The following is a 24,554-nucleotide window of genomic DNA, read 5'->3' as shown; positions in this document are numbered from 1 at the left end:
GTCGAGTCCGAACGGACTGCCGTCGGAGCCCACCTGTCTCGACATGCGTCAGGCGGAGCAACGCGAAAAGCAGGCGGCACAAGAGCTGAGTGACCTCCTACTTCTTCTCCCGCTCATCCGGCTCCGCCCCGGCGTCCGGGTCCCGGCCGGTCCGGTCGTCCGTCCAGTCGTCCCGGCGCCGGGGCCGCGCGCCGTGCGCTCCCCGCTCCCGCGCGGCCCGGTACGCGGCGACGGCCCGCCCCTCCGCATCGGGATCGACGGGAGCGGTCCGTACGGCGGCGAGCAGCATGTCGAGGGAAAGGCCGATGGAGAGGCCGGGGAAGGGATCGGTGTCCGCGTGCCGTTCACCCATGTACCCGCCCGCCCCTCACCGACCGCTCCTGGCGTTCATCCCGAATCCCCCAGCGTCCGGCGGCCTTCGGGCGTCACATCGCCCGTCGCGCCGTCGTCCGCGCCCTCGTCCGTGACGTTGTCCGTCCCGTCGGCGCCGATCTGCTGCGCCAGTCGTCTCAGGCCGCGATGGGCCGCGGTGCGCACCGCCCCCGGGCGCTTGCCGAGGACGCGTGCGGCGGCCGGTCCGTCCAGGCCGACGACCACCCGCAGCAGTACGGCCTCGGCCTGGTCGCGGGGCAGCCGGGCGACCAGTTCCAGGGCGCGCTCGGTGCCGAGGGTCTCCAGCGCCTGGTCGTGGGTGCTGTGGTGGCCGGGCAGTTCCAGGGCCTCGTTCTCGAGCGGGGTGGCCCGGGGACGTACTTTCTGGCGCCGCAGATGGTCGAGCGCGCGGTGCCGGGCGATGGTCGCGGTCCAGCCGCGGAACCCGGCGCCGTCCCCCCGGAACCGTCCGAGGTCACGGGCGATCTCCAGCCAGGCGTCGGACGCCACGTCCTCGGCGTCGTCCCCGACGATCCCGCGCAGATAGCCGAGCAGGCCCGGCTGCACCATCCGGTAGGCGACCGCGAAGGCGACCTCGTCCCCCTCCTGCGCCCGCGCCACGGCCGCACCGAGCTCACCGTCGTACACCTGTACGCGGCGGGATTCCCCTCCCTGGCCCAACACTGTCCTCGTTCGTACCGAGTTCGCCTGAATGCGCACCGTGCGACACGGCCGGCCGTGTCGACGTCCCCGTGGTCATCAGCGTCGCCCCCCACGGAAATGTCACAGGCCGTCAGGCCCTCCGCCCCGCCTCGGGTCCGTCGCCGGCCCACACGTCGGCGCGGCCGGTGGCGCGGCTCGCGTACGGGCGTCCGTCAGCCGACGGTGTCCACCGGTTCGGGCACCGGGGCCGGTTGTCCCTGCGCGGCGGGCATCCGGTCGGCGTTCACCACGACCCCGGCGATCAGCGCGGCCAGCAGCAGTGCGCCCATCGCCCACCAGGTGGCGACGTTGAAGCCGTGCACGGCGGCCCGGGAGGCGAGGGCGCGGCGGTCGGCGCCGGGCCCGGCGTGGGCGGTCGCGTAGCGGGTCGTGACGCTCGCGGCGATCGTGTTGAGCAGCGCCGTCCCGATGGAACCGCCCACCTGCTGGGCGGTGTTGAAGGTCGCGGAGGCCGCGCCCGCGTCCCGGGGCGCGACGCTCGACGTGGCCAGCGAGACGCAGGTCATCATCGCCGTGCCCATGCCGAGGCCGAGCATCAGCATGCCGGGCAGGACGTGCGAGGCGTACGCGGGTGCCACGCCGACCTGCGCGATGATCGCCAACGCGCCCGCGGCGAGCAGCAGTCCCGGGACGATCAGGGTGCGCGGCGGGACCCGGTTCAGCAGCCGGGCCGCGACCTGCGTGGAGCCGGTGATCATGCCGACGGTGATGGGGAGATAGGCGAGCCCGGTCCTCAGCGGCGAGTACCCGAGGACGCGCTGGAAGTAGTACGTCAGGAAGAGGAAGACCCCGAACATCCCGATGGTGACCATCAGGATGGTGAGGAACGCCCCGACCCGCTGCCGGTCCCTCACCACCGACATCGGCAGCAGCGGCACCCGGGCCCGGGTCTGCCACAGCCCGAACAGGCCGAGCAGGACGACACCGGCGGCCAGCAGTCCGAGGACCAGTCCGTCGCCCCAGCTCCGCGACTCCGCCTCCGAGAAGCCGTACACCAGCGAGAGCATGCCGGCGGAGCCGAGCAGCGCGCCCGGCACGTCGAGGCGCGCGTCCTCGTAGCGGCCGCCGCCGTCGAGCAGCACCCAGGCGCCCGCGAACGCGACGAGGGCGATGGGGACGTTGACGTACAGACACCAGCGCCAGTCGAGGTACTGGGTGAGGAGGCCGCCCGCGAGCAGTCCGATCGCCGCGCCCGCGCCGACGATCGCGCCGAACACCCCGAAGGCCTTGCCGCGTTCCTTGGGATCGGTGAACGTCGTGGTGAGCAGCGACAGGGCGGCGGGCGCGAGCAGCGCCGCGAACACGCCCTGCAGGGCGCGTGCCCCGAACAGCATCCCCGAGTCGGTCGCGGCGCCGCCCAGCGCGGACGCGGCGGCGAAGCCCAACAGGCCGGTCATGAACGCGAGTCTGCGCCCGGCGAGGTCGGCGATCCGGCCGCCGAGCAGCAACAGGCCCCCGAAGGCCAGGGTGTAGGCGGTGATGACCCACTGCCGGTTCCCGTCCGACATGCGCAGCGCGGTCTGGGCGGACGGCAGGGCGATGTTCACGATGGTCATGTCGAGGATGACCATGAGCTGGGCGAGGGCGATGACAACCAGCGCCCACCAGCGGCGGTTCGCGGCCACGAGGCCTCCCGGGTCCGGCGGTTGTCCTCATGGTCCCTCCGGAGACCGCCATTTGGGAACGGTCGCGTACCTTAAGGGGCGGCGATTCCGCCGGGCCGGCCCGTACGAGCCCGTCAGCGCCGCGCCCTGTCCCCGGTGGCCTCCCGGCACAGCAGTCGCAGCGAGCCGTCGCCCCCGTAGCAGCGGCGGGCCTCGTCGATCGGGTCCCACAGCCGCCCGTCGGGGGTCCGCAGCCAGTGCTCGCCGCCGGTCTCCCACCACTCCGCGCCGGTGTAGCGGGCGACGACCTCGCCGGCGTACGCGCCGAAGCCGCGCAGCACGCTCTCCACGGCGGCGTACGGAGCCCGTTCACGGCGTATCTCGTCGATCAGCCGGTCGACGCGCCACAGACTCTGGGCCGAGTAGTCGAGGCGCAGCCGGGCGCCCTCGCGCATCGTGGCGACGGCGTCCGCCGCCCAGCGCACGGGCTTCGTCGCGGCCTGGGGCCTGGTTGTTCGCTGTGCGTTCACACTCGGGAAAGCGCTCCGAGGACGGGTTTCGTCACGCGTTCCGGGCACATCCGCGACACCGGCCCAGGACCCCCATCCGCCCGCGCAGGACAGTCACAGGAACCCCGCAGGAATCAGGTTTACGTCCGATCCGGGCACTTGCGCCGCGCATCGGGCCCTGGTCGCGGGAGTCCGTGTCACGCCCGTCCGCGGGCCCGTCGCGACACCACCGCGCGCAGCACGCGCCGCCCCTCCGTGGACACCTCCAGCGCGGGACGCAGTCCGCCCGCGCCCCGGCCCGCCAGCAGCTCCAGGACGGTGACCTGGCGGCGCAGTTCGGCCGCGACGAGGGGGGAGATGCCGTCCGTGCGGCCCTCACGGTGCGCCGAGACCGGGCACGTGTCCGTGTCGCCGGCGGCCGCGTCGAGCAGCCGGTGGATCCGCAGGGCCGCCACCGAACACGCGTCGGCCCACTCCCGCAGGTCGGGCGCGAAGGGGTCGTCGGGGGCGGCGGCGAGCATCCGGCGGACCAGGACGGCGGCCTCGCCCTCGCCCGCGCCGGCCCCGTCCTGCCCGGGATCGATGACCTCCAGCTCGGTCCGTGCCCGATCGAGGTACTCACCCCAGGCGCCACCGTCCGCGAGGCTCGACCACAGCGGTCTCAGGACCTCGTCGTCGCCCCCCAGCAGAGGCACACACCGATCCAAACAAGCCAGCCCGCTGGCCGCCAGACCACGCTCGTCGGCCTGAGCGATCAGGTCCACCAGACTCATCACGCCTCCCCTCGACAGGGCGCTCCCCCTTACGGAGCCCGCACTTTCCCTTACTGCGTGCTCAGCAGCGGGAGTGTCACAGGGGTACCACGCCGAGCGGGTCCAGGGGGCGAAAGAGCGGATTTTCGGCCAACGACGCGGCCTCCGCCATCAGAACGGCGAGTGGCAGCTCGCTCCTGCGCACGGCGCCCGCCGTGCCCACGGTGGCCGCCGTGCCCACGGTGGCCACGGTGGCCCACCGGGAAGTAACCCCGGCAGCCCGTGCCGCTCCCCACCCCCGGTGTCCCTACCGGGGGGAGAGTCAGACGGCTGCCGCGACGCCGGTGGGTGTCAGAGGGCGGTCCCGGCCGGTCCGCGCAGCGCCTTCTCGTGCTGCATCCGGGTCAGCCGCAGGACGACGAGGATCGCCAGCAGGGCGGCGGCGATGTCGGCGGCGTCCGCGAACGTCGCCCGGCCGGCCGCGTGCTGGATCTCCAGCGCGGTCCGGGCGTCGCGGTGCTCCGCCGTGGAGTCCCGGTAGGCGACCAGCGAGGCCAGCCACAGCGCCCACCAGACGTTGACCAGGCCGTGCGTGGTCCGAGAGCCCTGCCGGATGCTCGCGTCCCAGATGTCCAGCATGACCCGGCGCGGGCGCCACAGGTTCAGTATCGGCACGAACCAGCCGCCGATCGCCCAGCCGCGGCTCTTGCTGTGACCGAAGGGGTCGAACACCTCGGCGTTGACCCGCGCCCGGTGGAACCAGACGAGGAAGACGACGATCGTCGCGAGCAGGGCGCCCGTCTGCGCGTACCCGGCCGCGGAGTACAGCGAGTCCGCGTGGTCCGCCTTCCGCCGGATGCCCTCCCCGGTCCGGCCGTCCACCAGCGCGGACGCCACGTCGTACATCGTGCGGTCCGCCCAGATCGCGAAGAGGTCGGTCGCGACGACCAGGCCGAGCAGCGCGGCGGTGGCCCTTCCGAGGCCGACCGGCGACCTCAGCCAGGCGGGACCGTGCGGCAGCACCGGGATGCCCGTCGGCAGGGGCGCGGGGACGGGCATGGGCGCACCGGACATAGGCGCATCGGACATGGGTGTACTGGACATAGGGCCCCCCGGATCTCCGGCACGCACGCGAGGCGGTACCGGCACAAGAAGCCGGGTGTGCTCCCTCCCCAGGGGCACACCCGGCACACGAACCATCGGAAGATACGTTCATCCGGCCCCGGCGTCCAACCAATTGCGCCCGGCCCGCGCAGCGGCCGCAGACCGCCGGTCCGGCCGGCCGGCGGGGCCGGTTCAGCCCAGTCGGTCCGCGAGGCTCTTGAAGCCGGTCCAGGAGAGCGCCGGCCGGCCCGGATCCCACAGCTTCTGGATGGTCGCGCGCAACGGCATCCTGATGCCCGCCGCCACCTGGTCCTGGGTCTGCGAGGCCGAGAGATCGCACCAGACGGCGAAGCTCCCGCCGAGGATCTGGCCGTCGTACCTCGACGGGACCGGTGTGGTGCCGCGCAGCACGAGCGGGGTCCACTGCTCGTAGATGCGCCGCCCGGTCGGATAGACGAAGGTCTGCGGTTCACCGAGGACGTAGTAGAGGAACTCGTCGTTGTAGTTGATGAGTTCGCGGCCGGCGCTCAGGTACTCGGCCGGCGGGCGCGCGCCGATCTCCTTCCCGGTCCAGTACGCGACCTCGATGTCCTTGGCGGCCTGGACGCTGCCCCCGCGGAAGAACCCGTCGTTCCAGGCCCGCGAGGTCCGGTCGTGTCCGCGCACCACCGAGGCGCGGTCGTTGAGCCAGCCGGTCGCCAGGTCGGCGACGCTCCCGCCGGCCCCGAAGAGCTTCCTGGCCGCGGTGGCCAGCTGCGGATAGGAGGCCGCCGGGTTCGCCACGGTCAGCGCCTGGTACTCGTCGCCGCCGAGGTGCCAGTACGGGCCGGGGAAGAGACCCGCGTACTCGTTGAGCAGGTCGTCGACGATGGCCGCCGACGCGGGCTTGGAGATGTCGACGGCACCCCGGGTGGGGACCCCCGAGGCGTTCCGGAGCTGGAGGTCGGGGTGGGCGGCGATCACCGCGCCGAGGTGGCCCGGCGAGTCGATCTCGGGCACGACGTGGATGTGCCGGCTCGCCGCGAGGTCGATGATGTCCTTGACCTCGGTCTTGGACAGATGCTGCCGGGACACGATCTCCGGGTGGGTGTCCGACTGGATGCGGAAGCCCTGGTCGTCGGAGAAGTGCAGGCCCAGCTCGTTGAACTTCAGATCGCCCAGTTCGCGGACGCGGTCCTCGATCCAGGCCGCCGTGAAGTGCTTGCGGGCGATGTCGAGCATGAACCCGCGGCGTGGCTTCGCGGGCCGGTCGCGTACGACGCCCTCCGGCGCGGTGCCGCCGCCGTGCACCTCCTGCTTGAGGGTGCGCGTGCCGTAGAAGACGCCCGCCTCGCCGGGCGCGGAGATGGTGACCCGGCGGTTCTTCACCGTCAGGGTGTACGACTCCGGGTCGGCGGCCGTGCCGTTCAGGGCGAGTTCGACGTCACCGTCGCGGGCCTGTGTCCGCCCCGCGTAGGACAGTTTGAGTTCCCCCGCCATCAGCTTCCCCTCGTCGGCGAGGCCGGCGTCGTCCACGACGACCCGGCCGCCCGCGGCGGGACGCCAGCCGGGCCCCCGGGCGGGCGTGTGCTCCCGCACGGCGGGAATCGTGCGGGGGGCCTGGGAGAGGGGTAGACCCGGGTGGGCGAGGCGGACGCGGAGGACCCGCTCGCGGCGGCGGACGTGCTCGCCGAGGACAGGCTCGCCCCGGTCGGCTCGCCGTCACCGGAGGGCCACAGCACCACGGCCGCCACCACGGCGCCCGCCGCCACCACCACTCCGGCGGCCATCAGCGCCGGCCGCCTCCCGCTCCGTACCGGCGCCCGTCGCCGCCTGCCCGTGCTCACCGCACCACGCCCTTCACGATCACGCTCGCGCCCCGGCCGTCGAGACCCGCACCTTCACGTACGCATCCCGCACCCCGTACACCTCACGTCGTACACCCCCCTCATGAACCACGGTCCCCTTCTCCTTCACAACCGTCCACCGCAGGTTCCGAAACTCTCCCTTCCGGGTGAAATTCAGGCATCGGACGGACAGCTCCCGTCAATCGTCGATACCGTGGCGGCACACTTCTCACTTCATCCCCTGCCGCACCACACGTGACGTCCACAGGACGCCACGGCACGCACCCGCCGCCATCCCATCGCCGAGGACCCACGCTGCCCGCGCACCGTCTCCCACGCCTCCCCGGCCAGGTCGCCCTACCCGAGCAGAAGAGCGCGCCACCGTCCCCGGGCCGCCTGCAGCACTTCAACGACGCGCCCGCCGACGACGTCGAGCGCGCCCTGCTCACGTGCTGCCGCAATCCGCGCTGGGCCCACCGGCTGGCCGCCCACCGGCCCTACCCGGACCTGGACGCCCTGCTGGCCGCGGCCGACGAGGCGGCGTACGACCTCACGCCCGGCGATCTCGCCGAAGCACTGGCCGGCGAGTCACTCACCCCGCTCCCGGACGGCGGCTACTCCGCCGCCCACACCGCGCTGAGCGCCGCGCACGCCGCGTACGAAAGCCGCTTCGGGCATGTGTTCGTCATCTGTCTGGACGGCATAGCCCCCGAAGAAGCCCTCGATCAGGTGCTCGGCGCCATCCGGTCACGATTGACGAACGATCGGGAGGAGGAGCGGGTGACGACGGCGGACGAGTTGCGCCGCCTCGCCCGAGGCCGCCTGGCCCGCCTGGTGCAGCACTTCAGCGCGCCGCCCGTACTCGAGCGCCCCCTCTAGAAGCGCCGCCCCCGGGAACCCCGCGGCACGCCGGCCGCGCTCCGGCCCCCGATCCGCGTCCGCAGTAGCCCGTCCGTGCCTGATTGTCTGCCAGTTTGATCACATAGATAGGGCCGCTGTAAACGTTCCGACAAGTCGTCGCTACGATGGCCGGGGCCGGTGGACCGTACCCGGCCGGGCCGACCGACACAGAAGCCGGCAGGCCCCAATCCCCGCTCCCGGAGGGTTCTTCCGTGCCGGCTGGAACGCTGTACCGCGGCCGGGAAGGAATGTGGTCCTGGGTGGCTCATCGAGTCACCGGCGTCCTCATCTTCTTCTTCCTGTTCGTACACGTGCTGGACACCGCTCTCGTCCGTGTCTCCCCCGAGGACTACGACAGGGTCGTGTCCACGTACAAGACGCCGATCGTCGCGCTGTTGGAGTACGGCCTCGTCGCCGCCATCCTCTTCCACGCGCTCAACGGCCTGCGTGTCATCGCCGTCGACTTCTGGTCGAAGGGCCCGCGCTACCAGAAGCAGATGCTCTGGTCCGTCGTCGGTATCTGGGTCGTGCTGATGGCCGGGGCGCTGTACCCCGTCCTCGGGCACGCATTCCGCGAAGTCTTCGGGAGCTGACGCAGATGTCCACCACAGAGACCGCCGCTTCCGGCATCGGCCCCGTCGAGGGCGCGGGCGCGTACTCGGCGTACGGCGTCGACAACCCGGCGCCGCTCATCGAGGCGCCCCGCAAGCGCACCAAGAAGACCCCGAAGTCGACGCGCGGCAATTTCGAGATGTACGGCTGGCTCTTCATGCGCCTGTCCGGCATCGTCCTCGTCGTCCTGGTCCTCGGCCACCTGCTCATCCAGCTCGTCCTCGACGGCGGAGTCTCCAAGATCGGCTTCGCGTTCGTCGCGGGCCGCTGGGCGTCCCCGTGGTGGCAGGCCTGGGACCTCGCGATGCTGTGGCTCGCCATGCTGCACGGCGCCAACGGCCTGCGCACGGTCATCAACGACTACGCCGAGCGCGCGAACACCCGCCTGTGGCTCAAGGGCCTGCTCTACACCGCGACGGTGTTCACCATCCTGCTGGGCACGCTGGTGATCTTCACCTTCGACCCGAACATCCGCTAGGCACGGGGCTGAGGTAACCGACTCATGCAGATCCATAAGTACGACACCGTCATCGTCGGCGCCGGCGGCGCCGGCATGCGCGCCGCCATCGAGGCGACGAAGCGCAGCCGCACCGCCGTGCTGACGAAGCTCTACCCCACCCGCTCCCACACGGGCGCGGCGCAGGGCGGCATGGCCGCCGCGCTGGCCAACGTGGAGGAGGACAACTGGGAGTGGCACACCTTCGACACCGTCAAGGGCGGTGACTACCTGGTCGACCAGGACGCCGCCGAGATCCTGGCGAAGGAGGCCATCGACTCGGTCCTCGACCTGGAGAAGATGGGCCTGCCGTTCAACCGGACGCCCGAGGGCCGGATCGACCAGCGCCGTTTCGGCGGTCACTCCCGCAACCACGGCGAGGCCCCGGTCCGCCGGTCCTGCTACGCCGCGGACCGCACCGGCCACATGATCCTCCAGACGCTGTACCAGAACTGCGTCAAGGAGGGCGTGGAGTTCTTCAACGAGTTCTACGTGCTCGACCAGCTGATCACCGAGGTCGACGGCGTGAAGCGCTCGGCCGGCGTGGTCGCGTACGAGCTGGCGACCGGCGAGATCCACGTCTTCCAGGCGAAGTCCGTGATCTACGCCTCCGGCGGCACCGGCAAGTTCTTCAAGGTGACGTCCAACGCGCACACGCTGACCGGTGACGGCCAGGCCGCGGTCTACCGTCGCGGACTGCCGCTGGAGGACATGGAGTTCTTCCAGTTCCACCCGACCGGCATCTGGCGCATGGGCATCCTGCTGACGGAGGGCGCCCGCGGTGAGGGCGGCATCCTCCGCAACAAGGACGGCGAGCGCTTCATGGAGAAGTACGCGCCGGTCATGAAGGACCTCGCGTCCCGTGACGTCGTCTCCCGCTCCATCTACACGGAGATCCGTGAGGGCCGCGGCTGCGGTCCCGAGGGCGACCACGTCTACCTCGACCTCACGCACCTCCCGCCGGAGCAGCTCGACGCGAAGCTCCCCGACATCACCGAGTTCGCCCGTACGTACCTCGGCATCGAGCCCTACACGGACCCGATCCCGATCCAGCCCACCGCGCACTACGCCATGGGCGGCATCCCGACGAACGTCCAGGGTGAGGTGCTGAGCGACAACACCACGGTCGTCCCCGGCCTGTACGCGGCCGGCGAGGTCGCCTGCGTGTCCGTGCACGGCGCCAACCGCCTGGGCACGAACTCGCTCCTGGACATCAACGTGTTCGGGCGCCGCGCGGGCATCGCCGCGGCCGAGTACTCGGCGAAGGCCGACTACGTCGAGCTGCCCGAGAACCCTGCCTCGCAGGTCGTCAGGCAGGTCGAGCACCTGCGCGACTCCACGGGCACGGAGCGGGTCGCGACGATCCGCCTCGAGCTGCAGGAGTGCATGGACGCCAACGTGATGGTGTTCCGCACCGAGCAGACGATCAAGACGGCGGTCGAGAAGATCGCGGAGCTGCGCGAGCGCTACAAGAACGTCTCGATCCAGGACAAGGGCAAGCGGTTCAACACGGACCTCCTCGAGGCCATCGAGCTGGGCAACCTGCTCGACCTGGCCGAGGTCATGGCCGTCTCCGCGCTCGCCCGCAAGGAGTCCCGCGGCGGTCACTACCGCGAGGACTACCCGAACCGCGACGACGTCAACTTCATGCGCCACACCATGGCGTACCGCGAGGTCGGCGACGACGGCACCGAGTCCATCCGTCTCGACTACAAGCCGGTCGTCCAGACCCGCTACCAGCCGATGGAGCGTAAGTACTGATGGCTACCCCGACTCTCGACAAGGCGGACAGCGCCGGCCAGCCCGAGGCGGGCTTCGCCGACTCGCCGTACATCACCGCCACGTTCCGCATCCGCCGCTTCAACCCCGAGGTCTCGGCGGACGCGGTCTGGGAAGACTTCCAGCTGGAGATCGACCCGAAGGAGCGTGTCCTCGACGCGCTGCACAAGATCAAGTGGGACCAGGACGGCACGCTCACCTTCCGCCGTTCCTGCGCGCACGGCATCTGCGGCTCGGACGCCATGCGGATCAACGGCAAGAACCGCCTCGCCTGCAAGACGCTGATCAAGGACATCAACCCCGCCAAGCCGATCACGGTCGAGGCCATCAAGGGCCTGACGGTCCTGAAGGACCTCGTGGTCGACATGGACCCGTTCTTCCAGGCGTACCGCGACGTGATGCCCTTCCTCATCACGAAGGACACCAACGAGCCGACGCGTGAGCGTCTGCAGAGCGCCGAGGACCGCGAGCGCTTCGACGACACCACCAAGTGCATCCTCTGCGCGGCGTGCACGTCGTCCTGCCCGGTGTTCTGGAACGACGGCCAGTACTTCGGCCCGGCCGCGATCGTGAACGCGCACCGCTTCATCTTCGACAGCCGTGACGAAGCGGGCGAGCAGCGCCTGGAGATCCTCAACGACAAGGACGGCGTGTGGCGTTGCCGCACCACGTTCAACTGCACGGACGCCTGCCCTCGCGGTATCGAGGTCACGAAGGCGATCCAGGAGGTCAAGCGCGCGCTGATCACGCGTCGCTTCTGATCCGCCGCAGCTGCCCGAAGGGCCCCGCTCCATTCCGGAGCGGGGCCCTTCGTCGCGACTGTCGTCGTCAGCCGCGCAGTACGCGGCCCTGCTTGTCGGTGCGGTCGTTGCTCGTGAAGAACAGGATCGCGTCGACCAGGGCCCAGATGCCGAGGCCGCCGCAGGTGAAGAGCTGGCCGAGGGCCACACCGGTGGAACCGACGTAGAAGCGGCCGGCGCCGAATCCGCCCAGGAACAGCTGGAGGACGCCCGCGACGATCTTGGACTTGTCGGAGTAGGGACGGCCCTGCGGGTCGTAGCCGTAGGGGGCGTCAGGGGTGGGGACGGTCATGAAAGCTGCTCCTGGATGGCTGAAATACAACCGGAACAAAGCGCTCCGGCCGGAGTCCAGGAGGGACCTCATGGCAGAGATCACCCATGGATCACGTGCACGCCATCCCCCCTGTGCCGTGGGAGCGTACGGAGATCAACGGCCCAAAGGGGAGAGAAATCGATCAATCGTTCCCATCCCGTGATCATATTCCGGCCACACGCGGTCCCTTGATCGAACCGCCGTCGCGCCCATGCCCTAGACGAGGTTGCGGGCCACCGTCCACGCCACCGCCACGAGGAGGATCAACGCCTGCGTGCGCGGCTTCAGTTCGGGCCTCCAGCGGCGTCCACGCAGCCCCTCGCAGGCCCAGCGCGCGAGCAGCGCGAGGGCGAACGGCGAGGCGAGCAACAGCGCCCTGTTGTCCAGCCAGGCCCCGGCGAAGTGACCGTGCATCAGGTCGTACACCATGCGGGTGCCGCCGCAGGCCGGGCAGAGCTGCCCGGTGACCAGACGGAACGGGCACCCGGGCAGGACATGGCCGGGCTCGTGCGGATCGGTGACGTACAGATACCCCGCCCCGGCCGCCCCGGCGGCGAGCACCGCGAGGGGTGCCGCCGCCGGGTGCCGCAGCGCGACCCCGCGCGCCGCGACGGAATCAGCCACGCAGGACCCGGCCCTCGGAGTCCGTGGCGCTGCTGCCCGTGAGCAGCATGATCCCGTCGATCAGGGCCCATATACCGAGGCCCCCGCAGGTGAGGAGCTGGGCGATGCCGATGCCGACATTGCCCATGTAGAACCGCCCGATGCCGAGGCTGCCCAGGGTGAGCTGGAGGACACCGGCGACGATCTTCGACTTCTCGGAGTACGGGCGGCCGTAGGGGTCGTAGCCGTACGGCGCGTTCGGGTCACCGGTGTACGTGCCGGGCGGAACGGCGCCCATCGGGTAGCCACCGGGCTGCGCGTACCCGTACGGCCCCGGCTGCTGGTAGGGGCCCTGCTGTCCGGGGCCGTACGGGCCGGGGCCGCCGGGCGGAGTCGCGCCGGCGTGCGGATAGCCGTAGCCGGGCGGCTGGTTCGGGGGCTGCTGCGGCTGCTGCGGCTGATCGGTCAAGGTGCTGGCTCCTGGTAGGCGCGTGCGTGGGGACGTTGGACTCACGTACGAAAGTCGGACATGAGTCACGCCATCTTGCAGCAGGAGACCGCGGACGGAGAAGTGGATTCGTCCACACGCGGGCGACGACCTCGTCCCGTCACCGTTTCCGCGCCGCAGACGGTGCGGGGCGCCACCGGCGCGGGGGCCGGGTCTCGGCCCAATGAGTGACCCGCACGGTCAGCCCCCGCGGACGAAGGCGGACGAACACCTAATCTGACGGCATGTCAGATGACGTGTCACATGAGCTGCTCGGACTCGACAACGTACTGCTGCCGGTGGGTGACCTCGGCGCGGCGGTGAGCTTCTACGAACGGGCCGGGTTCCCGGTGGCGTTCCGGCTCGACGAGGCCGGCATCGCCCTGCTGAAGGTGGGCAAGGAGACTCCGGGGCTGCTGCTGCGCCTGGAGGAGGAACTCAGCCCACGGCCGCCGGTATGGGCCTCGGCACGGGTGTGGCTGGAGGTCCGGGACGCGCGGGCCACGGCCGCCGCGCTGACCGCGGCCGGCATCCGGCCGCTCGCTCCCGTGTTCCCGGTCGCCACCGGCAGGACCGTCGAGATCGCCGACCCCTGGGGCAACGTCATCGGCTTCACGGACTACACCAAGCGGCCCGAACTCGCCCGCCGCCCCTGACGGCCGCCGTTCGGATCACACGGCGGAACACCCGCGGAGACTTCGCCGGACGTGACGCCGGGCACATCCCCACTCCTGACTTGAACATGTTCAAAAGCAGGTCTACATTCCTACTCGACAGCGTTTTGAACGCGTTCAAGAAGGGGTGGGGACATGGACCTCACGGTCGTGGCGTACGTCATCTATCTGCTGGTCAGCATCGCGTTGACGGTCTGGGTGGCGCGCACGCTGAGCCACAACGGGCGGATCTTCCTCGCCGACGTGCTGCACGGGAACGAGAAGCTCGCCGAAGCCGTCAACCACCTGTTGGTGGTGGGCTTCTACCTGGTCAACCTGGGCTTCGTCGCGCTCTACCTGAACGGGGACGACGACATCGAGAACGCCCGCGGGGTCTTCGAGGCCCTGTCGACCAAGCTCGGCGTCGTCCTGCTCGTACTCGGTGTCATGCACCTCGGCAACGTGTACGTGCTCAACAGGATCCGGCGGCGGGGCGTGATGGAGCGGGAACAGCTGCCGCCCGTCGGACCGACGGACTGGGTCGCGCCCGCGGCCGGGATGTGACCCCGGTGACCGCCTCCTCGGGCACCCGGGACCGGGACGCCACGCGCGTCCCGGTCCGCGGGCTCACGGTCCTCTACGACGCGCAGTGCTCGCTGTGCGCCTTCCTGCGCGACTGGCTGGCGAAGCAGTCCCAACTGGTGCCGCTGCGGCTGGTGCCGGCCGCCTCCTACGAGGCCCGGGGGCTCTTCCCCGCCCTCGACCACCGGGCCACCCTCGACGAGATCACCGTCGTGGGCGACGCCGGTCAGGTCTACCAGGGGGCCGCCGCCTGGGTCGTGTGCCTGTGGGCGCTGCGCGAGTACCGGTCGCTCGCGCACCGGCTGAGCACCCCGGCGGGTGCCCTGCTCGCGAGGGGCGCGCTGCTCGCCGCCGCCAAGTGGCGCGCGGGCCACCGCCGCGCCGAGGGGTGGGGCGGGCAGGCCTACCGGCGGGGCGACGGCTGGGTGTACGAACCGACCATCGGGTGGCTGTACAACCCTCCCGGCTGTGACGGCGGCACCTGTTCGACTCGTTAGGCTCATGACCGTGCCAGCACCGACAGAGGACCCCGGCCCCGGCAAGGACTCCGAGGGCCCGGACCAGAGCCCGGACCAGAGCCCGGACAAAGGCCCCGCAAAGAGCGAGCAGACCCGCGCCCTGATCCTGGAGACGGCTCTCCGGCTGTTCCAGGAACGGGGGTACGACAAGACGACCATGCGGGCCATCGCCAAGGAGGCCGGGGTCTCGGTCGGCAACGCGTACTACTACTTCGCCGGCAAGGAGCACCTGATCCAGGGCTTCTACGACCGGATCGCCGCCGAGCACCAGGTGGCGGTCCGACCGGTCCTGGAACGCGAGAAGGACCTGGAGGCGCGGATCGCGGGCGTGCTGAAGGCATGGCTGGACGTGGCGGAGCCGTACCACGAGTTCGCGGCGCAGTTCTTCAAGAACGCCGCCGATCCCGACAGCCCGCTCAGCCCCTTCTCGCCCGAGTCGGCCGGACCGCGCGAGGAGTCCATCGCCCTGCACCGGAAGGTGCTCGCGGGGTCGAAGGCGAAGGTCCCCGAGGAGCTGCGGGACGTGCTGCCCGAGCTGATGTGGCTGTCGCAGATGGGGCTCGTCCTGTACTGGGTCTTCGACCGCACGGAGGGACGCGAGCGCAGCTACCGGCTCGCCGAGCGCGGCGCCCGGCTCACCACCCGGGGTGTCTCACTGGCCCGCTTCCGGGTGCTGCGACCGCTCGTCCACGAGGTGCACGAGCTGTTCACGGACTTCCTGCCGGGGATGACGAGGCTGCTGCCCGATCCTGCGGTCAAGGGGCGGACCGAGTGATCACCATCGGGTGAAGCGGCGCGAACCGGACACCGGGGACCCGCCCGCTCTACGATGCTGTCCTCGACACCAGCCCGCAGGAGGTACGTGATGTCCGCAGCATCCGTCGAGCGGCCCCATGGCGACCGTCCGCTGACCGCGGAAGCGAACCGGCTCATGGACCGCAATCCGGGGTACCGCGTCGAGATCCTCGGAGGCTCGATCATCGTGACCCCGCCCCCCAACGTTGCCCACGCCCGTGCTCTGTCCAGGTTGAGGCGCCCGTTCTTCACCGCCGGACTTGACTGCGGCGAGACCGAGGTGCTCGAAGGAGTCGGTCTCTGGCTCCCGACCGGTTCGGAGGACTACGCGGTACCCGATCTCGTTGTCGTCGACGCCGACATCGAGGACCACCTCGTCGAGAACAACTGCTACGACCCGGGCTGCTTCCGCTTGGTCCTTGAGGTCACCTCCAGCAACTACCAGACCGACCTCCGCACCAAAGTCGCGGCGTACGCCGAGGCGAAGATCCCGGTCTATGTGATCGTCGACCGCAGGCACCAGCGGCTCCACGTGCTGACCGAGCCCCTCGGGGACGAGTACGCGAGTCATCGCGTCCACGCCCCCGGGGAACTCGCGGTGCTGCCCGACTCGATCGGCGCCAAGGTCACCCTGGACGTCGACGAGATCCTGAAGGCCGGTCAGCCCACCGCTAGTTGACCGCGTCCACCTCGTCCTCGGTCAACTCCACGTCGTGCACCAGCGGTTCGCCGCCCACGAGTACATGACCGGCTCGGGCCGCGTACGAGGGTGCCGTCGCCGCCAGGAGGTACGTCCCCGGGGCCGGCACCGAGACGATGTACGAGCCGTCGGCCAGTGACGTCACCCGGTCCAGCTGGCGCCCGCCCTTGGAGAGCAGCGTGACGACCGCCCCGTCGAGGGGTTCGCCCGCCGTGTCGCGGACGAAGCCGTGGACGGCCGTCGCTCCTCCACCCTGCGCGGGCACCGGCACCGGCTCCGTCTCCTCCGCCGGTTCCACCGCCAGGTGCGGAAGCCGCTTGTCGAGCCCGGCCGGCAGCCACCAGTTGGAGTTGCCGAGCAGATGCATCGCGGCCGGCACCAGCGCCGTACGCAGGATGAACGCGTCGAGCGCGACCGCCGCCGCCAGGCCGACGCCCGCCATCGCCGCCCCCGAGTCGCCGCTCAGGACGAAGGCCAGGAAGACGCAGACCATGATCAGGGCCGCGGAGTTGATGACCCGGCTGGTCTCCGCGAGACCGACCCGCACCGCCCGCGCGTTGTCCCGGGTGTGCACCCACTCCTCGTGCATCCGGCTCACCAGGAACACCTGGTAGTCCATCGACAGGCCGAAGAGCAGCGACAGCATGATGACGGGCAGGAAGGCGTTGATCGGCCCCTGTTTGCCGAGGCCCAGCAGGTCCAGGCCCCAGCCCCACTGGAAGACCGCGACGAGGACGCCGAAGGACGCGGCGGCCGCGATCAGGTTCATCACGGCGGCCGTCAGCGGCACCACCAGGGAGCGGAAGGCGACCATCAGGAGCAGGAAGCCGAGGCCGATGATGGTCGCGACGAAGAGCGGGAGACGGTCCCCCGTCACCGTGGAGAAGTCCTTGGAGATCGCCGTCACACCGCCCACGTGGGCCTGGGCGCCCGCGTCGGGGATCGCCTTGTCCCGCAGGGCGTCGATGAGCTGGTCCGTCTTCTCGGACTGCGGCGAGGTGGTCGGCACGACCTGGATCACCGTGACGCCTCCGGCGGGCGGCAGCGCGGCGACCCGGGCGACACCGTCGGTCGCGCGGATGTTCCGCACGAGCGCGTCCGTGTCACCGCCGGACGAGACCACCTGCAGCGGACCGTTGAAGCCGGGCCCGAAGCCCTCCGCGAGCAGGTCGTACGCCTTCCTCGTCGTCGTGGTCGCGTCGTCGTTGCCCTGGTCGGTGGCACCGAGCCGCAGCGACAGCACGGGCAGCGCGAGCACCGCCATGACGACCACGGCCATCACGGCGATCGTGCGCGGACGCTTCTGCACACCCGCCGACCAGCGCGCGGCCAGGCCGCTCGCGGACTCCGGCTCCCGCCCTCCCCCGGCGGCCAGCTTGCGCCGCTGACGGCGGCTGAGCACCCGCGGGCCGAGGAAGCCGAGCAGCGCGGGCAGCAGCGTGACCGCCGCGAGCACGCTGAACACGACCGTCAGCGAGGTGCCGATGACCACGCCGTCCAGGAAGCGCAGGTTGGTCACGAGCATCCCGGCGAGCGCGATGCACACCGTGCCGCCCGCGAACAGGACGGCCCGTCCCGAGGTGTTGAGCGCCGTGACCGCCGACTCCTCGGGGTCCGCGCCACGCAGGATGCCGCGCCGGTGCCGGGTGACGATGAACAACGCGTAGTCGATGCCGACGCCGAGTCCGATCAGGGTGGCGAGCAGCGGAGCCAGGTCGGGCACGTCCGTGACATGGCTGACCAGCTGGGTGGAGAACAGCCCGGTGCCCACGCCGAAGATCGCGATGCCGATCGGGAGCAGCATCGCGAAGAGCGAGCCGAAGGCGAGGAAGAGGACGACGGCCGCGGCCAGGATGCCGACCATCTCGGCGAGCCCGGTGGGCGGTTCCTGGACCCGCTGGATCGCCTGGCCGCCCAGGTCCACCCGCAGACCGGCGCGTTCGGCGCCCTGCGCCGTGTCCACGACGCTCTGCACCAGTTCCTTGGGTACGGCGTTGGCCTGCTCGGCGAAGGTGACCTGGGCGTAGGCGATCCGCCCGTCCTCGCTGATCTGCGCCGCGCCCTGCGCGCCCGTGTACGGGCTGGTGACGCCGCCGACGCCCTTCATCCCGCCGATCTTCTCGAGCACCGGCTGGATCCGGGAGCGTACGGCCTGGTCCCGGACCGTGCCCGCGTCGACCTTCCACACCACCGTGTCGGTGTCGCCCGCGCGGTCCGGGAAGGCCTTCTCCATCAGGTCGTACGCGCGCTTGGAATCCGTGTCCGGCAGGGAGAACACGTTCGCGTAGTCCGTGCCCGCGGTGGACGCCGCGGCCCCCAGTCCGAGCAGCGCCCCCACCCACAACAACAGGACCACCAGCCGGTGCCGATAGCACCACCGTGCCAATGTCGCCACGCTCAACGCTCCTTAGTCGGTCGGTCGGTCCCCCAGGTCCTGGAAGAACCATCGACCGGCGTGCTCGCACGATGAACGACCCGGCCATGACTCTCAAGGAACTCCAAGACGGGAGCCGCCCGCCGGCGGGACGCGCGTGCGGATACTGGGGGCATGACCGCTCATGAGGGTGCCACCGTCCTCGTCGTCGAGGACGAGCCGAGCATCGCGGACGTCCTCGCCATCGCCCTGCGTTACCACCGCTTCGAGGTCATGACCGCGGGCACCGTCCGCCGGGCGCTCACGCTCGCCGAGCGCACCCGGCCCGACGCGGCCCTGCTCGACGTGATGCTGCCGGACGGCGACGGCCGGGCCCTGGGCCGTGAACTGCGGATACGGCAGCCCGATCTGGCGGTCGTCTTCCTCACCGCCCGGGACGCGCCCGCGGAGATCGTGGGCGCGCTCGGCTTCGGCGACGACTACATCACCAAGCCGTTCAACATCGACGAGGTCGTCGCCCGTATCACCGCCGTCCTGCGCCGCACCCGCCCCGCCGACGTCCTGCCGCAGCGCCCGCCGCTGCGCTACGGCGAACTGGAACTGGACGAGACGACGTACTCGGTGCACCGCGGCGACCGGACCGTGGAACTCACCCCGACCGAGTACGCGCTGCTGCGCTTCCTGGTGCGCAACGGCGGGCGGATCGTGCCCAAGGAGCAACTCCTGCGGCATGTGTGGCAGTACGAGCACTCGGCCGAGTCGACCGTCGTGGAGACCTACATCAGCTATCTGCGGCGCAAGCTCGAACCCCTCGGACCGCCGGTCATCCAGACCCGGCGGGGTGTCGGGTACGGGCTCGCATGAAGATCCCGGATCGCATCCTCGCGGCCCGGGTGGGCATCCGGCGTCCCCGCCGCCACCACGGGATCCACTCACTGCGCGGCAAGCTGACGCTCGCCAACGTGGCGCTGCTGGCCCTGGGCATCATCGTGGCGACCGCCGTCAGCCTGATGGGCATGCGGCACTACCTGATCGACCAGGTCGACACGGAGCTGGTCAAGACGCGGGACTCGCTGACCGGTTCACAGCTCACGCTGCACCAGATCGACTCGCTGACCGCGCTGTCCTTCGTCCGCAACCACCTGACCCCCCGCGCGGACGGCTCCCCGCAGCCGGACTCGATCTTCGCGGCGGTGGACGGTCAGGGGCGGCCGCTCAGCATCGGCGGGTTCAAGCCGACTGGCACCCAGCGCGCGCTGGTCGCCGCGGTGGACGACCCGCGCGCCCTCGTCCGCGACAGCGCGCTGCACGACATCACCGTGCACGGCGCCGCCTACCGGGCGACCGGGGCCCGGCTCGCCGACGGCACCTCCGTGCTGCTCGCCACCTCCACCGACGCGCTGCAGAAGGGCATAGCCAAGGCCCTGCGGCTCGATCTCGCCGTGGGGACCCTGCTGCTGACCCTGCTCGCGGTGCTGACCATGCTCAGCGTGAGCCGTCGGCTGCGGCCGCTGGAGGACATGGTGGAGACCTCGTCGGCGATCGCCGAGGGGGACCTGACGCGGCGCGTGCCCTCCAGCCATCATCCGACCCAGGAGGTCGAACAGCTGCGGCTGGCGCTCAACTCCATGCTCCAGCAGGTGGAAGCGGCCTACCGGACGCGTGAGCGCAGCGCCGCCCAGCTGCGGCGGTTCGTCGGGGACGCCTCGCACGAGCTGCGCACCCCGCTGTCCGCGATCCGCGGCTACCTCCAGCTGTACGACAAGGGGATGCTGAGCGAGCCGGCCGAGCGGCGGCGGGCCTGGGACCGGATGAACGCCGAGGCCGACCGGATGGGGCGGCTGGTGGACGAGCTGCTCACCCTGGCCCGCCTCGACCAGCGGCCCGAGCTGCGGTTCAGGAACGTCGACCTGAGCCGGCTCGTACGGGACGCCGCCGAGGATCTGCGCGCCCAGCAGCCGGGGCGGCCGGTGACGGTGGGCGCCGACGGCACCCTGCTGGTGCACGCCGACGAGTCGGGGCTGCGGCAGGTGCTGGGCAACCTGGTGGCCAACGTCCGCACCCACACGCCCGCCGAGGTGCCCGTGCGGCTCGGTCTGGAGCGCGCGGACGGGGTCGTACGGCTGTGTGTCGCGGACCAGGGTCCGGGGCTCGCCGAGGACGACGCGGCCCGCATCTTCGACCGGTTCTTCCGGGCGGGCGGCGGTGCGGGCAGCGGACTGGGGATGGCGATCGTGCAGGGGGTGGTGACGGCTCACGGGGGTGATGTGGCGGTGCGGACGGCGCCGGGCGAGGGGCTCGCCGTGACCGTCACACTGCCCGCACGCTGACCTGCTTGAACATATGCGGTGGTGCCCTTGAACATAAGCAGACCTGGGGCATTGAACACGGTCCGCCGTGGTGCCGTACAGAGAAGCAGGTGGCCCGGCCTGTAGGGCCTGGTCCGCCGCGCCATCACCGGGCTTCGCACGGAAGGACCTTCGGGTTGTCGTTCAACACGAGCTCTCGACAGCTGCCGGACACGGACGAGACGCCCGACGAGGCGCGCCCGCGGGAAGCCCGGACGCCGGACGCGCCCGCCGAGCCGGAGACCCCGGAGACCGCCGCCCGCGCGACGACCACCGGTCCCGCCGGGGCCGCCGGACCCTCCGGGACCGAAGCGCCGGGCGACTCCTCCACGGCCACCGAATCCGGCGCCCGCCCGGGGGCCGCCGGACCCACCGAGTCCCCCGAGGAGTCCCCCGAGCCCGCGAAGGCCACCGTGCCCACCGGCTCCCCCGAGGTCGCCGAGCCCACCGACTCGGGCGAACCCACCGACTCTCCCCAGGTCGCCGAGACCGCCGCGGCCGACTCCCCGAAGCCCACCGCAGCCGCCGAACCCACTGAATCCGGCGGGTCCGTGGAAGCCGCCGGGTCCGCGGAGCCCGTCGCGGCCGCCGAACCCGCCGTGCCTGCCGAACCCGCCGTGCCCGGAGACGAAGGCGCCGCCTCCCCGGCGCCGGTCAAAGGGCGGTGGCGGGGGTGGCGGGCGAGGTACCCTGTCGCCGCGCGGGCCCTGACCTGGACCACCACCGGGCTCGCCGCCGTGCTCGTGCTGTTCGCGCTGCTCATGCCGAACAGCAGCGCCGGTTTCCGGCCCGGCGAGTTCGTGCGCATCCCGGTGGAAGCGGTCTTCGGCGCGGCCGTGCTGATCGTCCTGCCCCGCAGGCCCCGGGTGGTGGTGGCGGCGGCCGGCGGCCTGCTCCTGGGCGTGCTGACCATCCTGAACCTCCTCGACATCGGCTTCAACGAATACCTCGGGCGGGGGTTCAACCTCGTCCTCGACTGGTCGCTGTTCGCCGACGCGCGGGCCTATCTCCAGGACACGCTGGGCAAGCAGGCGACGCTCGGCATCGTCGTCGCCCTCGTGCTGTTCGTGATCGTCCTGCTCGCCGTCATGTCGCTCGCGGTCGTCCGGCTCGCCGGCCTGATGTCCCGGCACACCGTGACGGCCACCCGCTCGACCCTGGTGCTCGGCACCGTCTGGATCGCCTGCGCGGCGCTCGGCGTGCAGGTCACCGGCGTGCCCGTCGCCTCCGACCGTACGGCCAAGTCCGTGGAGGACCGCACCAAGCGGGTGCAGGCGACCCTGCGGGACGAGGCGGCGTTCGCCAAGTTCGCCAAGAAGGACGCCTTCGGCAACACCCCGCCGGACCAGCTCCTGACGGACCTGCGCGGCAAGGACATGATGATCACCTTCATCGAGAGCTACGGCCGCAGCGCGATCGAGGACCCGGTCATGGCGCCGGGGGTGGACGCGACCCTCACGGCCGAGAACCAGAAGCTGGTCAAGGCCGGGTTCGCGGCGAAGAGCGGCTGGCTGACCTCGGCGACGTACGGCGGAAGCAGCTGGCTCGGCCACTCCACGTTCCTGTCCGGCCTGTGGATCAGCAACCAGCAGCGGTACCGCACCGTCACCGCCGGCGACCACCTGACCCTCACCAAGGCCTTCAAGAAGTCGGGCGGCTGGGACACCGTGGGTGTCATGCCGGGCGTCCAGAAGGCCTGGCCCGAGTCCAAGTTCTACGGCCTCGACAAGGTCTACGACTCCCACAAGCTCGAGTACAAGGGCCCGAAGTTCAGCTGGTCGACGATGCCCGACCAGTACGCCCTGACCGCGTTCGAACGTCTGGTGCACGGCAAGAAGCACGACAAGCCGCTGATGTCGGAGATCATCCTGACCTCCAGCCACCAGCCCTGGGCGCCGATCCCCAAGCTGGTCCCGCAGGACCAGGTCGGTGACGGCTCGGTCTACAACGCCATCGAGAAGGCCGGCAAGAATCCCGCCGGCATCATCACCGACTCCACGAAGTCGAAGCAGGAGTACGGCAAGTCCATCCAGTACTCGGTGTCGAGCCTGATCAACTACCTGGTCGAGTACGGGAACAAGAACACCGTGCTGATCTTCCTCGGCGACCACCAGCCCATCGCCCGGGTCAGCGGCAACCACGCCAGCCGTGACGTCCCGGTCTCGATCGTCGCCAAGGACCCGAAGGTCCTGGACAAGATCGCCGACTGGGGGTGGACGGACGGTCTCCAGCCCGAGCACAACGCCCCGGTCTGGAAGATGAGCTCCTTCCGCGACCGCTTCATGACGGCGTACGGCTCGACGCCGGCCCCGTGAGTCGGTCACCCCGGGCCGGAACGAACGCCGTCGCTCAGGCCTGCCGGGAGGCCAGCTCCACGATCGTGATGTCCGACGGCGCGCCCACCCGGGTCGGCGGCCCCCAGGCTCCCGCGCCCCGGGAGACGTACAACTGCGTGTCGCCGTACCGCTCGAGGCCCGCGACGGTGGGGTTGGCGAGTTCGGCGACGTAGTTCCCGGGCCAGAGCTGGCCCCCGTGGGTGTGCCCGGAGAGCTGGAGGTCGACACCGTGGCGTACGGCGTCGTGGATCTGCACCGGCTGGTGCGCGAGCAGCACCACGGCCCGCGCGGTGTCCCGGCCGCCCAGCGCCCTGCCGAAGTCGGGGCCCTGTCCCTCGCTCTCACCCGCCACGTCGTTGACCCCGGCGAGGTCGAATCCGGCCAGTTCCGTCCGCGCGTTCTCCAGCGGCCGCAGGCCCAGTTCGCGTACTTCCGCGACCCACTGCGCGGCGCCCGAGTAGTACTCGTGGTTGCCGGTGACGAAGTACGAGCCGTGCCGTGCCCGCAGCCCGGCGAGCGGCGCGGCGGCCGGTCCCAGGTTCTTCACGCTGCCGTCGACCAGGTCCCCCACCACGGCGATCAGGTCGGGCTGCGTCGAGTTGATCGTGTCGACGACGCGCCGGCAGAAGTCCCGGCCGAGGACCGGCCCGAGGTGGATGTCACTGACGACGGCGATCCGGAAGCCGTGCGCGGACCGGGGCAGTCTGGCCAGCGGTACGGTCACCCTCTTCACACGGGGCCCGCGCAGGACGCCGTAGGTGCCGTATCCGACGGTTCCCACGGCGACGGCGGCGGCGGTCCCGCCGACGGCCCGTGAGACGAAGAGCCGCCGCGACGGGCCCGGCGCGACGCCACCCGCACGCCCCGGGTCCGTCGCCTCCCGCGACGGGGCGTCGGGCTGTCCGGGCGCGGCGGCCGACGCGGCGGCACCGGTTCCGCCCGGAGCGGCCGGGACGACCGGCTCCGTGGCCGGGCGGAGAGGTACCGCGGGTCCCGTCGCCGCCCCCACGGCGACGCGCGACGCCTCCGGCCCGTCGGCGGTCCGCCGCCGCACGAGCCGCGTCACCAGGGGCCGTACGGCCTCTCCCGCCACGACCGCGAGCAACAGGTAGAGGGCCAGCGCCATCCACAGGAAGCCGGGCCAGGCCAGCGTCCGCTGGAGCCAGAAGGGCGCGCCCGCGCGTTCCGCGGCGACCGCGCCGACCATGAGCACGGGGCCGGCGACGAAGACCACGGTGCCCGCGCGGCGCGCGGGCCCCGGACCGGTCGTCGTCTCGCGCACCAGACGGCGCCAGAGGTACCGGTGCAGGCCCGCGAACGCGGTCAGGGCCGCCAGGCCCACCAGCAGGAAGACGATGACCACGACCT

25 protein-coding genes and 1 pseudogene are annotated in these 24,554 nt (G+C 71.3%); 13 read left to right on the top strand and 13 right to left on the bottom strand.

Annotated features, from left to right (window positions below; genetic code table 11):
• Nucleotides 1-97 precede the first annotated feature (97 nt).
• The 8 genes and pseudogenes from HEP85_RS24590 to HEP85_RS24555 form a co-directional block, all read right to left on the bottom strand.
• Nucleotides 98-352, bottom strand: a complete 255-nt coding sequence (locus tag HEP85_RS24590) for a hypothetical protein (RefSeq protein ID WP_211118053.1) — start codon at nucleotides 350-352, stop codon at nucleotides 98-100.
• Between the two features lie 35 nt (nucleotides 353-387).
• Nucleotides 388-1,053 (bottom strand): RNA polymerase sigma factor, encoded by a 666-nt coding sequence (locus HEP85_RS24585; RefSeq protein ID WP_168529857.1) that lies wholly within the window; start codon nucleotides 1,051-1,053, stop codon nucleotides 388-390.
• Nucleotides 1,054-1,247: 194 nt separating this feature from the next.
• Entirely contained in the window at nucleotides 1,248-2,720 is a 1,473-nt protein-coding gene (locus HEP85_RS24580) for a DHA2 family efflux MFS transporter permease subunit (RefSeq protein WP_168529856.1), read from the bottom strand.
• A 113-nt stretch (nucleotides 2,721-2,833) separates the two neighbouring features.
• Nucleotides 2,834-3,229 carry a hypothetical protein gene (locus HEP85_RS24575; protein WP_168529855.1) on the bottom strand — a complete coding sequence of 132 codons (396 nt, stop codon included), beginning with the start codon at nucleotides 3,227-3,229 and terminating at the stop codon, nucleotides 2,834-2,836.
• 176 nt (nucleotides 3,230-3,405) lie between these two features.
• Entirely contained in the window at nucleotides 3,406-3,981 is a 576-nt protein-coding gene (locus tag HEP85_RS24570; protein ID WP_168529854.1) for a hypothetical protein, read from the bottom strand.
• Between the two features lie 76 nt (nucleotides 3,982-4,057).
• Complete coding sequence (locus tag HEP85_RS24565; protein WP_369657825.1) at nucleotides 4,058-4,201, bottom strand: hypothetical protein; 144 nt, start codon at nucleotides 4,199-4,201, stop codon at nucleotides 4,058-4,060.
• Nucleotides 4,202-4,311: 110 nt separating this feature from the next.
• The gene (locus HEP85_RS24560) at nucleotides 4,312-5,049 is read right to left on the bottom strand and encodes a DUF4328 domain-containing protein (protein WP_168529852.1); all 738 of its coding nucleotides are present in this window, start codon (nucleotides 5,047-5,049) and stop codon (nucleotides 4,312-4,314) included.
• Nucleotides 5,050-5,256: 207 nt separating this feature from the next.
• A pseudogene (locus HEP85_RS24555) lies at nucleotides 5,257-6,833 on the bottom strand (glycoside hydrolase family 20 protein).
• A 312-nt stretch (nucleotides 6,834-7,145) separates the two neighbouring features.
• Here HEP85_RS24555 and HEP85_RS24550 point away from each other — a divergent pair.
• From HEP85_RS24550 to HEP85_RS24530, 5 genes are all read left to right on the top strand, one after another.
• The gene (locus tag HEP85_RS24550) at nucleotides 7,146-7,769 is read left to right on the top strand and encodes a 2-oxo-4-hydroxy-4-carboxy-5-ureidoimidazoline decarboxylase (protein WP_211118052.1); all 624 of its coding nucleotides are present in this window, start codon (nucleotides 7,146-7,148) and stop codon (nucleotides 7,767-7,769) included.
• Between the two features lie 233 nt (nucleotides 7,770-8,002).
• Nucleotides 8,003-8,383, top strand: coding sequence for a succinate dehydrogenase, cytochrome b556 subunit (gene sdhC / locus HEP85_RS24545; protein ID WP_148010139.1), 381 nt, complete (start codon nucleotides 8,003-8,005; stop codon nucleotides 8,381-8,383).
• A 5-nt stretch (nucleotides 8,384-8,388) separates the two neighbouring features.
• Nucleotides 8,389-8,880 (top strand): succinate dehydrogenase hydrophobic membrane anchor subunit, encoded by a 492-nt coding sequence (locus tag HEP85_RS24540; protein WP_168529850.1) that lies wholly within the window; start codon nucleotides 8,389-8,391, stop codon nucleotides 8,878-8,880.
• Nucleotides 8,881-8,904: 24 nt separating this feature from the next.
• A complete protein-coding gene (gene sdhA, locus HEP85_RS24535) occupies nucleotides 8,905-10,659 on the top strand; it encodes a succinate dehydrogenase flavoprotein subunit (protein WP_168529849.1) in 1,755 nt (584 codons plus the stop codon).
• Nucleotides 10,659-11,438: a succinate dehydrogenase iron-sulfur subunit gene (locus tag HEP85_RS24530; RefSeq protein WP_168529848.1), complete on the top strand. Its 780-nt coding sequence runs from the start codon at nucleotides 10,659-10,661 to the stop codon at nucleotides 11,436-11,438. The genes sdhA and HEP85_RS24530 overlap by 1 nt, the downstream gene beginning before the upstream one ends.
• Nucleotides 11,439-11,505: 67 nt before the next feature.
• On the opposite strand, the gene HEP85_RS24525 is transcribed toward HEP85_RS24530, so the two are convergent.
• The 3 genes from HEP85_RS24525 to HEP85_RS24515 form a co-directional block, all read right to left on the bottom strand.
• Nucleotides 11,506-11,769, bottom strand: a complete 264-nt coding sequence (locus HEP85_RS24525) for a TM2 domain-containing protein (protein ID WP_168529847.1) — start codon at nucleotides 11,767-11,769, stop codon at nucleotides 11,506-11,508.
• A 237-nt stretch (nucleotides 11,770-12,006) separates the two neighbouring features.
• Complete coding sequence (locus tag HEP85_RS24520) at nucleotides 12,007-12,414, bottom strand: DUF2752 domain-containing protein (protein WP_168529846.1); 408 nt, start codon at nucleotides 12,412-12,414, stop codon at nucleotides 12,007-12,009.
• Entirely contained in the window at nucleotides 12,407-12,862 is a 456-nt protein-coding gene (locus HEP85_RS24515; RefSeq protein ID WP_168529844.1) for a TM2 domain-containing protein, read from the bottom strand. The genes HEP85_RS24520 and HEP85_RS24515 overlap by 8 nt, the downstream gene beginning before the upstream one ends.
• 263 nt (nucleotides 12,863-13,125) lie before the next feature.
• Between HEP85_RS24515 and HEP85_RS24510 the strand changes: the two genes are divergently transcribed.
• From HEP85_RS24510 to HEP85_RS24490, 5 genes are all read left to right on the top strand, one after another.
• The gene (locus HEP85_RS24510) at nucleotides 13,126-13,536 is read left to right on the top strand and encodes a VOC family protein (RefSeq protein ID WP_168529842.1); all 411 of its coding nucleotides are present in this window, start codon (nucleotides 13,126-13,128) and stop codon (nucleotides 13,534-13,536) included.
• A gap of 153 nt (nucleotides 13,537-13,689) precedes the next feature.
• Nucleotides 13,690-14,097, top strand: a complete 408-nt coding sequence (locus HEP85_RS24505) for a hypothetical protein (RefSeq protein WP_248002061.1) — start codon at nucleotides 13,690-13,692, stop codon at nucleotides 14,095-14,097.
• Nucleotides 14,094-14,612: a thiol-disulfide oxidoreductase DCC family protein gene (locus HEP85_RS24500; protein WP_248002060.1), complete on the top strand. Its 519-nt coding sequence runs from the start codon at nucleotides 14,094-14,096 to the stop codon at nucleotides 14,610-14,612. Before HEP85_RS24505 ends, HEP85_RS24500 begins: the two co-directional genes overlap by 4 nt.
• Nucleotides 14,613-14,733: 121 nt before the next feature.
• Nucleotides 14,734-15,408 (top strand): TetR/AcrR family transcriptional regulator, encoded by a 675-nt coding sequence (locus HEP85_RS24495; protein ID WP_211118246.1) that lies wholly within the window; start codon nucleotides 14,734-14,736, stop codon nucleotides 15,406-15,408.
• A 90-nt stretch (nucleotides 15,409-15,498) separates the two neighbouring features.
• Nucleotides 15,499-16,107 carry a Uma2 family endonuclease gene (locus HEP85_RS24490; protein WP_168529838.1) on the top strand — a complete coding sequence of 203 codons (609 nt, stop codon included), beginning with the start codon at nucleotides 15,499-15,501 and terminating at the stop codon, nucleotides 16,105-16,107.
• Here the strand turns inward: HEP85_RS24490 and HEP85_RS24485 are convergent.
• Nucleotides 16,100-18,514: an MMPL family transporter gene (locus tag HEP85_RS24485; protein ID WP_168533977.1), complete on the bottom strand. Its 2,415-nt coding sequence runs from the start codon at nucleotides 18,512-18,514 to the stop codon at nucleotides 16,100-16,102. The genes HEP85_RS24490 and HEP85_RS24485 overlap by 8 nt on opposite strands.
• Nucleotides 18,515-18,676: 162 nt before the next feature.
• Here HEP85_RS24485 and HEP85_RS24480 point away from each other — a divergent pair, with 162 nt between their 5' ends.
• The 3 genes from HEP85_RS24480 to HEP85_RS24470 all read left to right on the top strand — a co-directional run bounded on the left by HEP85_RS24480 (nucleotide 18,677) and on the right by HEP85_RS24470 (nucleotide 23,165).
• Nucleotides 18,677-19,366, top strand: a complete 690-nt coding sequence (locus HEP85_RS24480) for a response regulator transcription factor (RefSeq protein ID WP_168529836.1) — start codon at nucleotides 18,677-18,679, stop codon at nucleotides 19,364-19,366.
• The gene (locus HEP85_RS24475; RefSeq protein WP_168529834.1) at nucleotides 19,363-20,832 is read left to right on the top strand and encodes a HAMP domain-containing sensor histidine kinase; all 1,470 of its coding nucleotides are present in this window, start codon (nucleotides 19,363-19,365) and stop codon (nucleotides 20,830-20,832) included. Before HEP85_RS24480 ends, HEP85_RS24475 begins: the two co-directional genes overlap by 4 nt.
• A 155-nt stretch (nucleotides 20,833-20,987) precedes the next feature.
• Nucleotides 20,988-23,165 carry a sulfatase-like hydrolase/transferase gene (locus HEP85_RS24470; protein WP_248002059.1) on the top strand — a complete coding sequence of 726 codons (2,178 nt, stop codon included), beginning with the start codon at nucleotides 20,988-20,990 and terminating at the stop codon, nucleotides 23,163-23,165.
• A 34-nt stretch (nucleotides 23,166-23,199) separates the two neighbouring features.
• Here HEP85_RS24470 and HEP85_RS24465 read toward each other — a convergent pair whose 3' ends face one another.
• The gene (locus HEP85_RS24465) at nucleotides 23,200-24,549 is read right to left on the bottom strand and encodes a metallophosphoesterase (protein ID WP_168529832.1); all 1,350 of its coding nucleotides are present in this window, start codon (nucleotides 24,547-24,549) and stop codon (nucleotides 23,200-23,202) included.
• Between the last annotated feature and the right edge of the window lie 5 nt (nucleotides 24,550-24,554).

This window comes from Streptomyces sp. RPA4-2, from assembly GCF_012273515.2.
Taxonomy (GTDB): Bacteria; Actinomycetota; Actinomycetes; order Streptomycetales; family Streptomycetaceae; genus Streptomyces; species Streptomyces kaempferi.
The sequence above is the reverse complement of the archived record's forward strand: the minus strand, read 5'-3'. Positions and strand labels throughout refer to the sequence as shown.

Bases quoted from the DNA above. Each gene is read 5' to 3' on its own strand.
- HEP85_RS24590 (WP_211118053.1), bottom strand. From the start codon at position 352: ATGGGTGAACGGCACGCGGACACCGATCCCTTCCCCGGCCTCTCCATC.
- HEP85_RS24570 (WP_168529854.1), bottom strand. From the start codon at position 3,981: ATGAGTCTGGTGGACCTGATCGCTCAGGCCGACGAGCGTGGTCTGGCG.
- HEP85_RS24560 (WP_168529852.1), bottom strand. From the start codon at position 5,049: ATGTCCGATGCGCCTATGTCCGGTGCGCCCATGCCCGTCCCCGCGCCC.
- HEP85_RS24540 (WP_168529850.1), top strand. From the start codon at position 8,389: ATGTCCACCACAGAGACCGCCGCTTCCGGCATCGGCCCCGTCGAGGGC.
- sdhA (WP_168529849.1), top strand. From the start codon at position 8,905: ATGCAGATCCATAAGTACGACACCGTCATCGTCGGCGCCGGCGGCGCC.
- HEP85_RS24530 (WP_168529848.1), top strand. From the start codon at position 10,659: ATGGCTACCCCGACTCTCGACAAGGCGGACAGCGCCGGCCAGCCCGAG.
- HEP85_RS24525 (WP_168529847.1), bottom strand. From the start codon at position 11,769: ATGACCGTCCCCACCCCTGACGCCCCCTACGGCTACGACCCGCAGGGC.
- HEP85_RS24510 (WP_168529842.1), top strand. From the start codon at position 13,126: ATGTCAGATGACGTGTCACATGAGCTGCTCGGACTCGACAACGTACTG.
- HEP85_RS24505 (WP_248002061.1), top strand. From the start codon at position 13,690: ATGGACCTCACGGTCGTGGCGTACGTCATCTATCTGCTGGTCAGCATC.
- HEP85_RS24490 (WP_168529838.1), top strand. From the start codon at position 15,499: ATGTCCGCAGCATCCGTCGAGCGGCCCCATGGCGACCGTCCGCTGACC.
- HEP85_RS24480 (WP_168529836.1), top strand. From the start codon at position 18,677: ATGACCGCTCATGAGGGTGCCACCGTCCTCGTCGTCGAGGACGAGCCG.
- HEP85_RS24475 (WP_168529834.1), top strand. From the start codon at position 19,363: ATGAAGATCCCGGATCGCATCCTCGCGGCCCGGGTGGGCATCCGGCGT.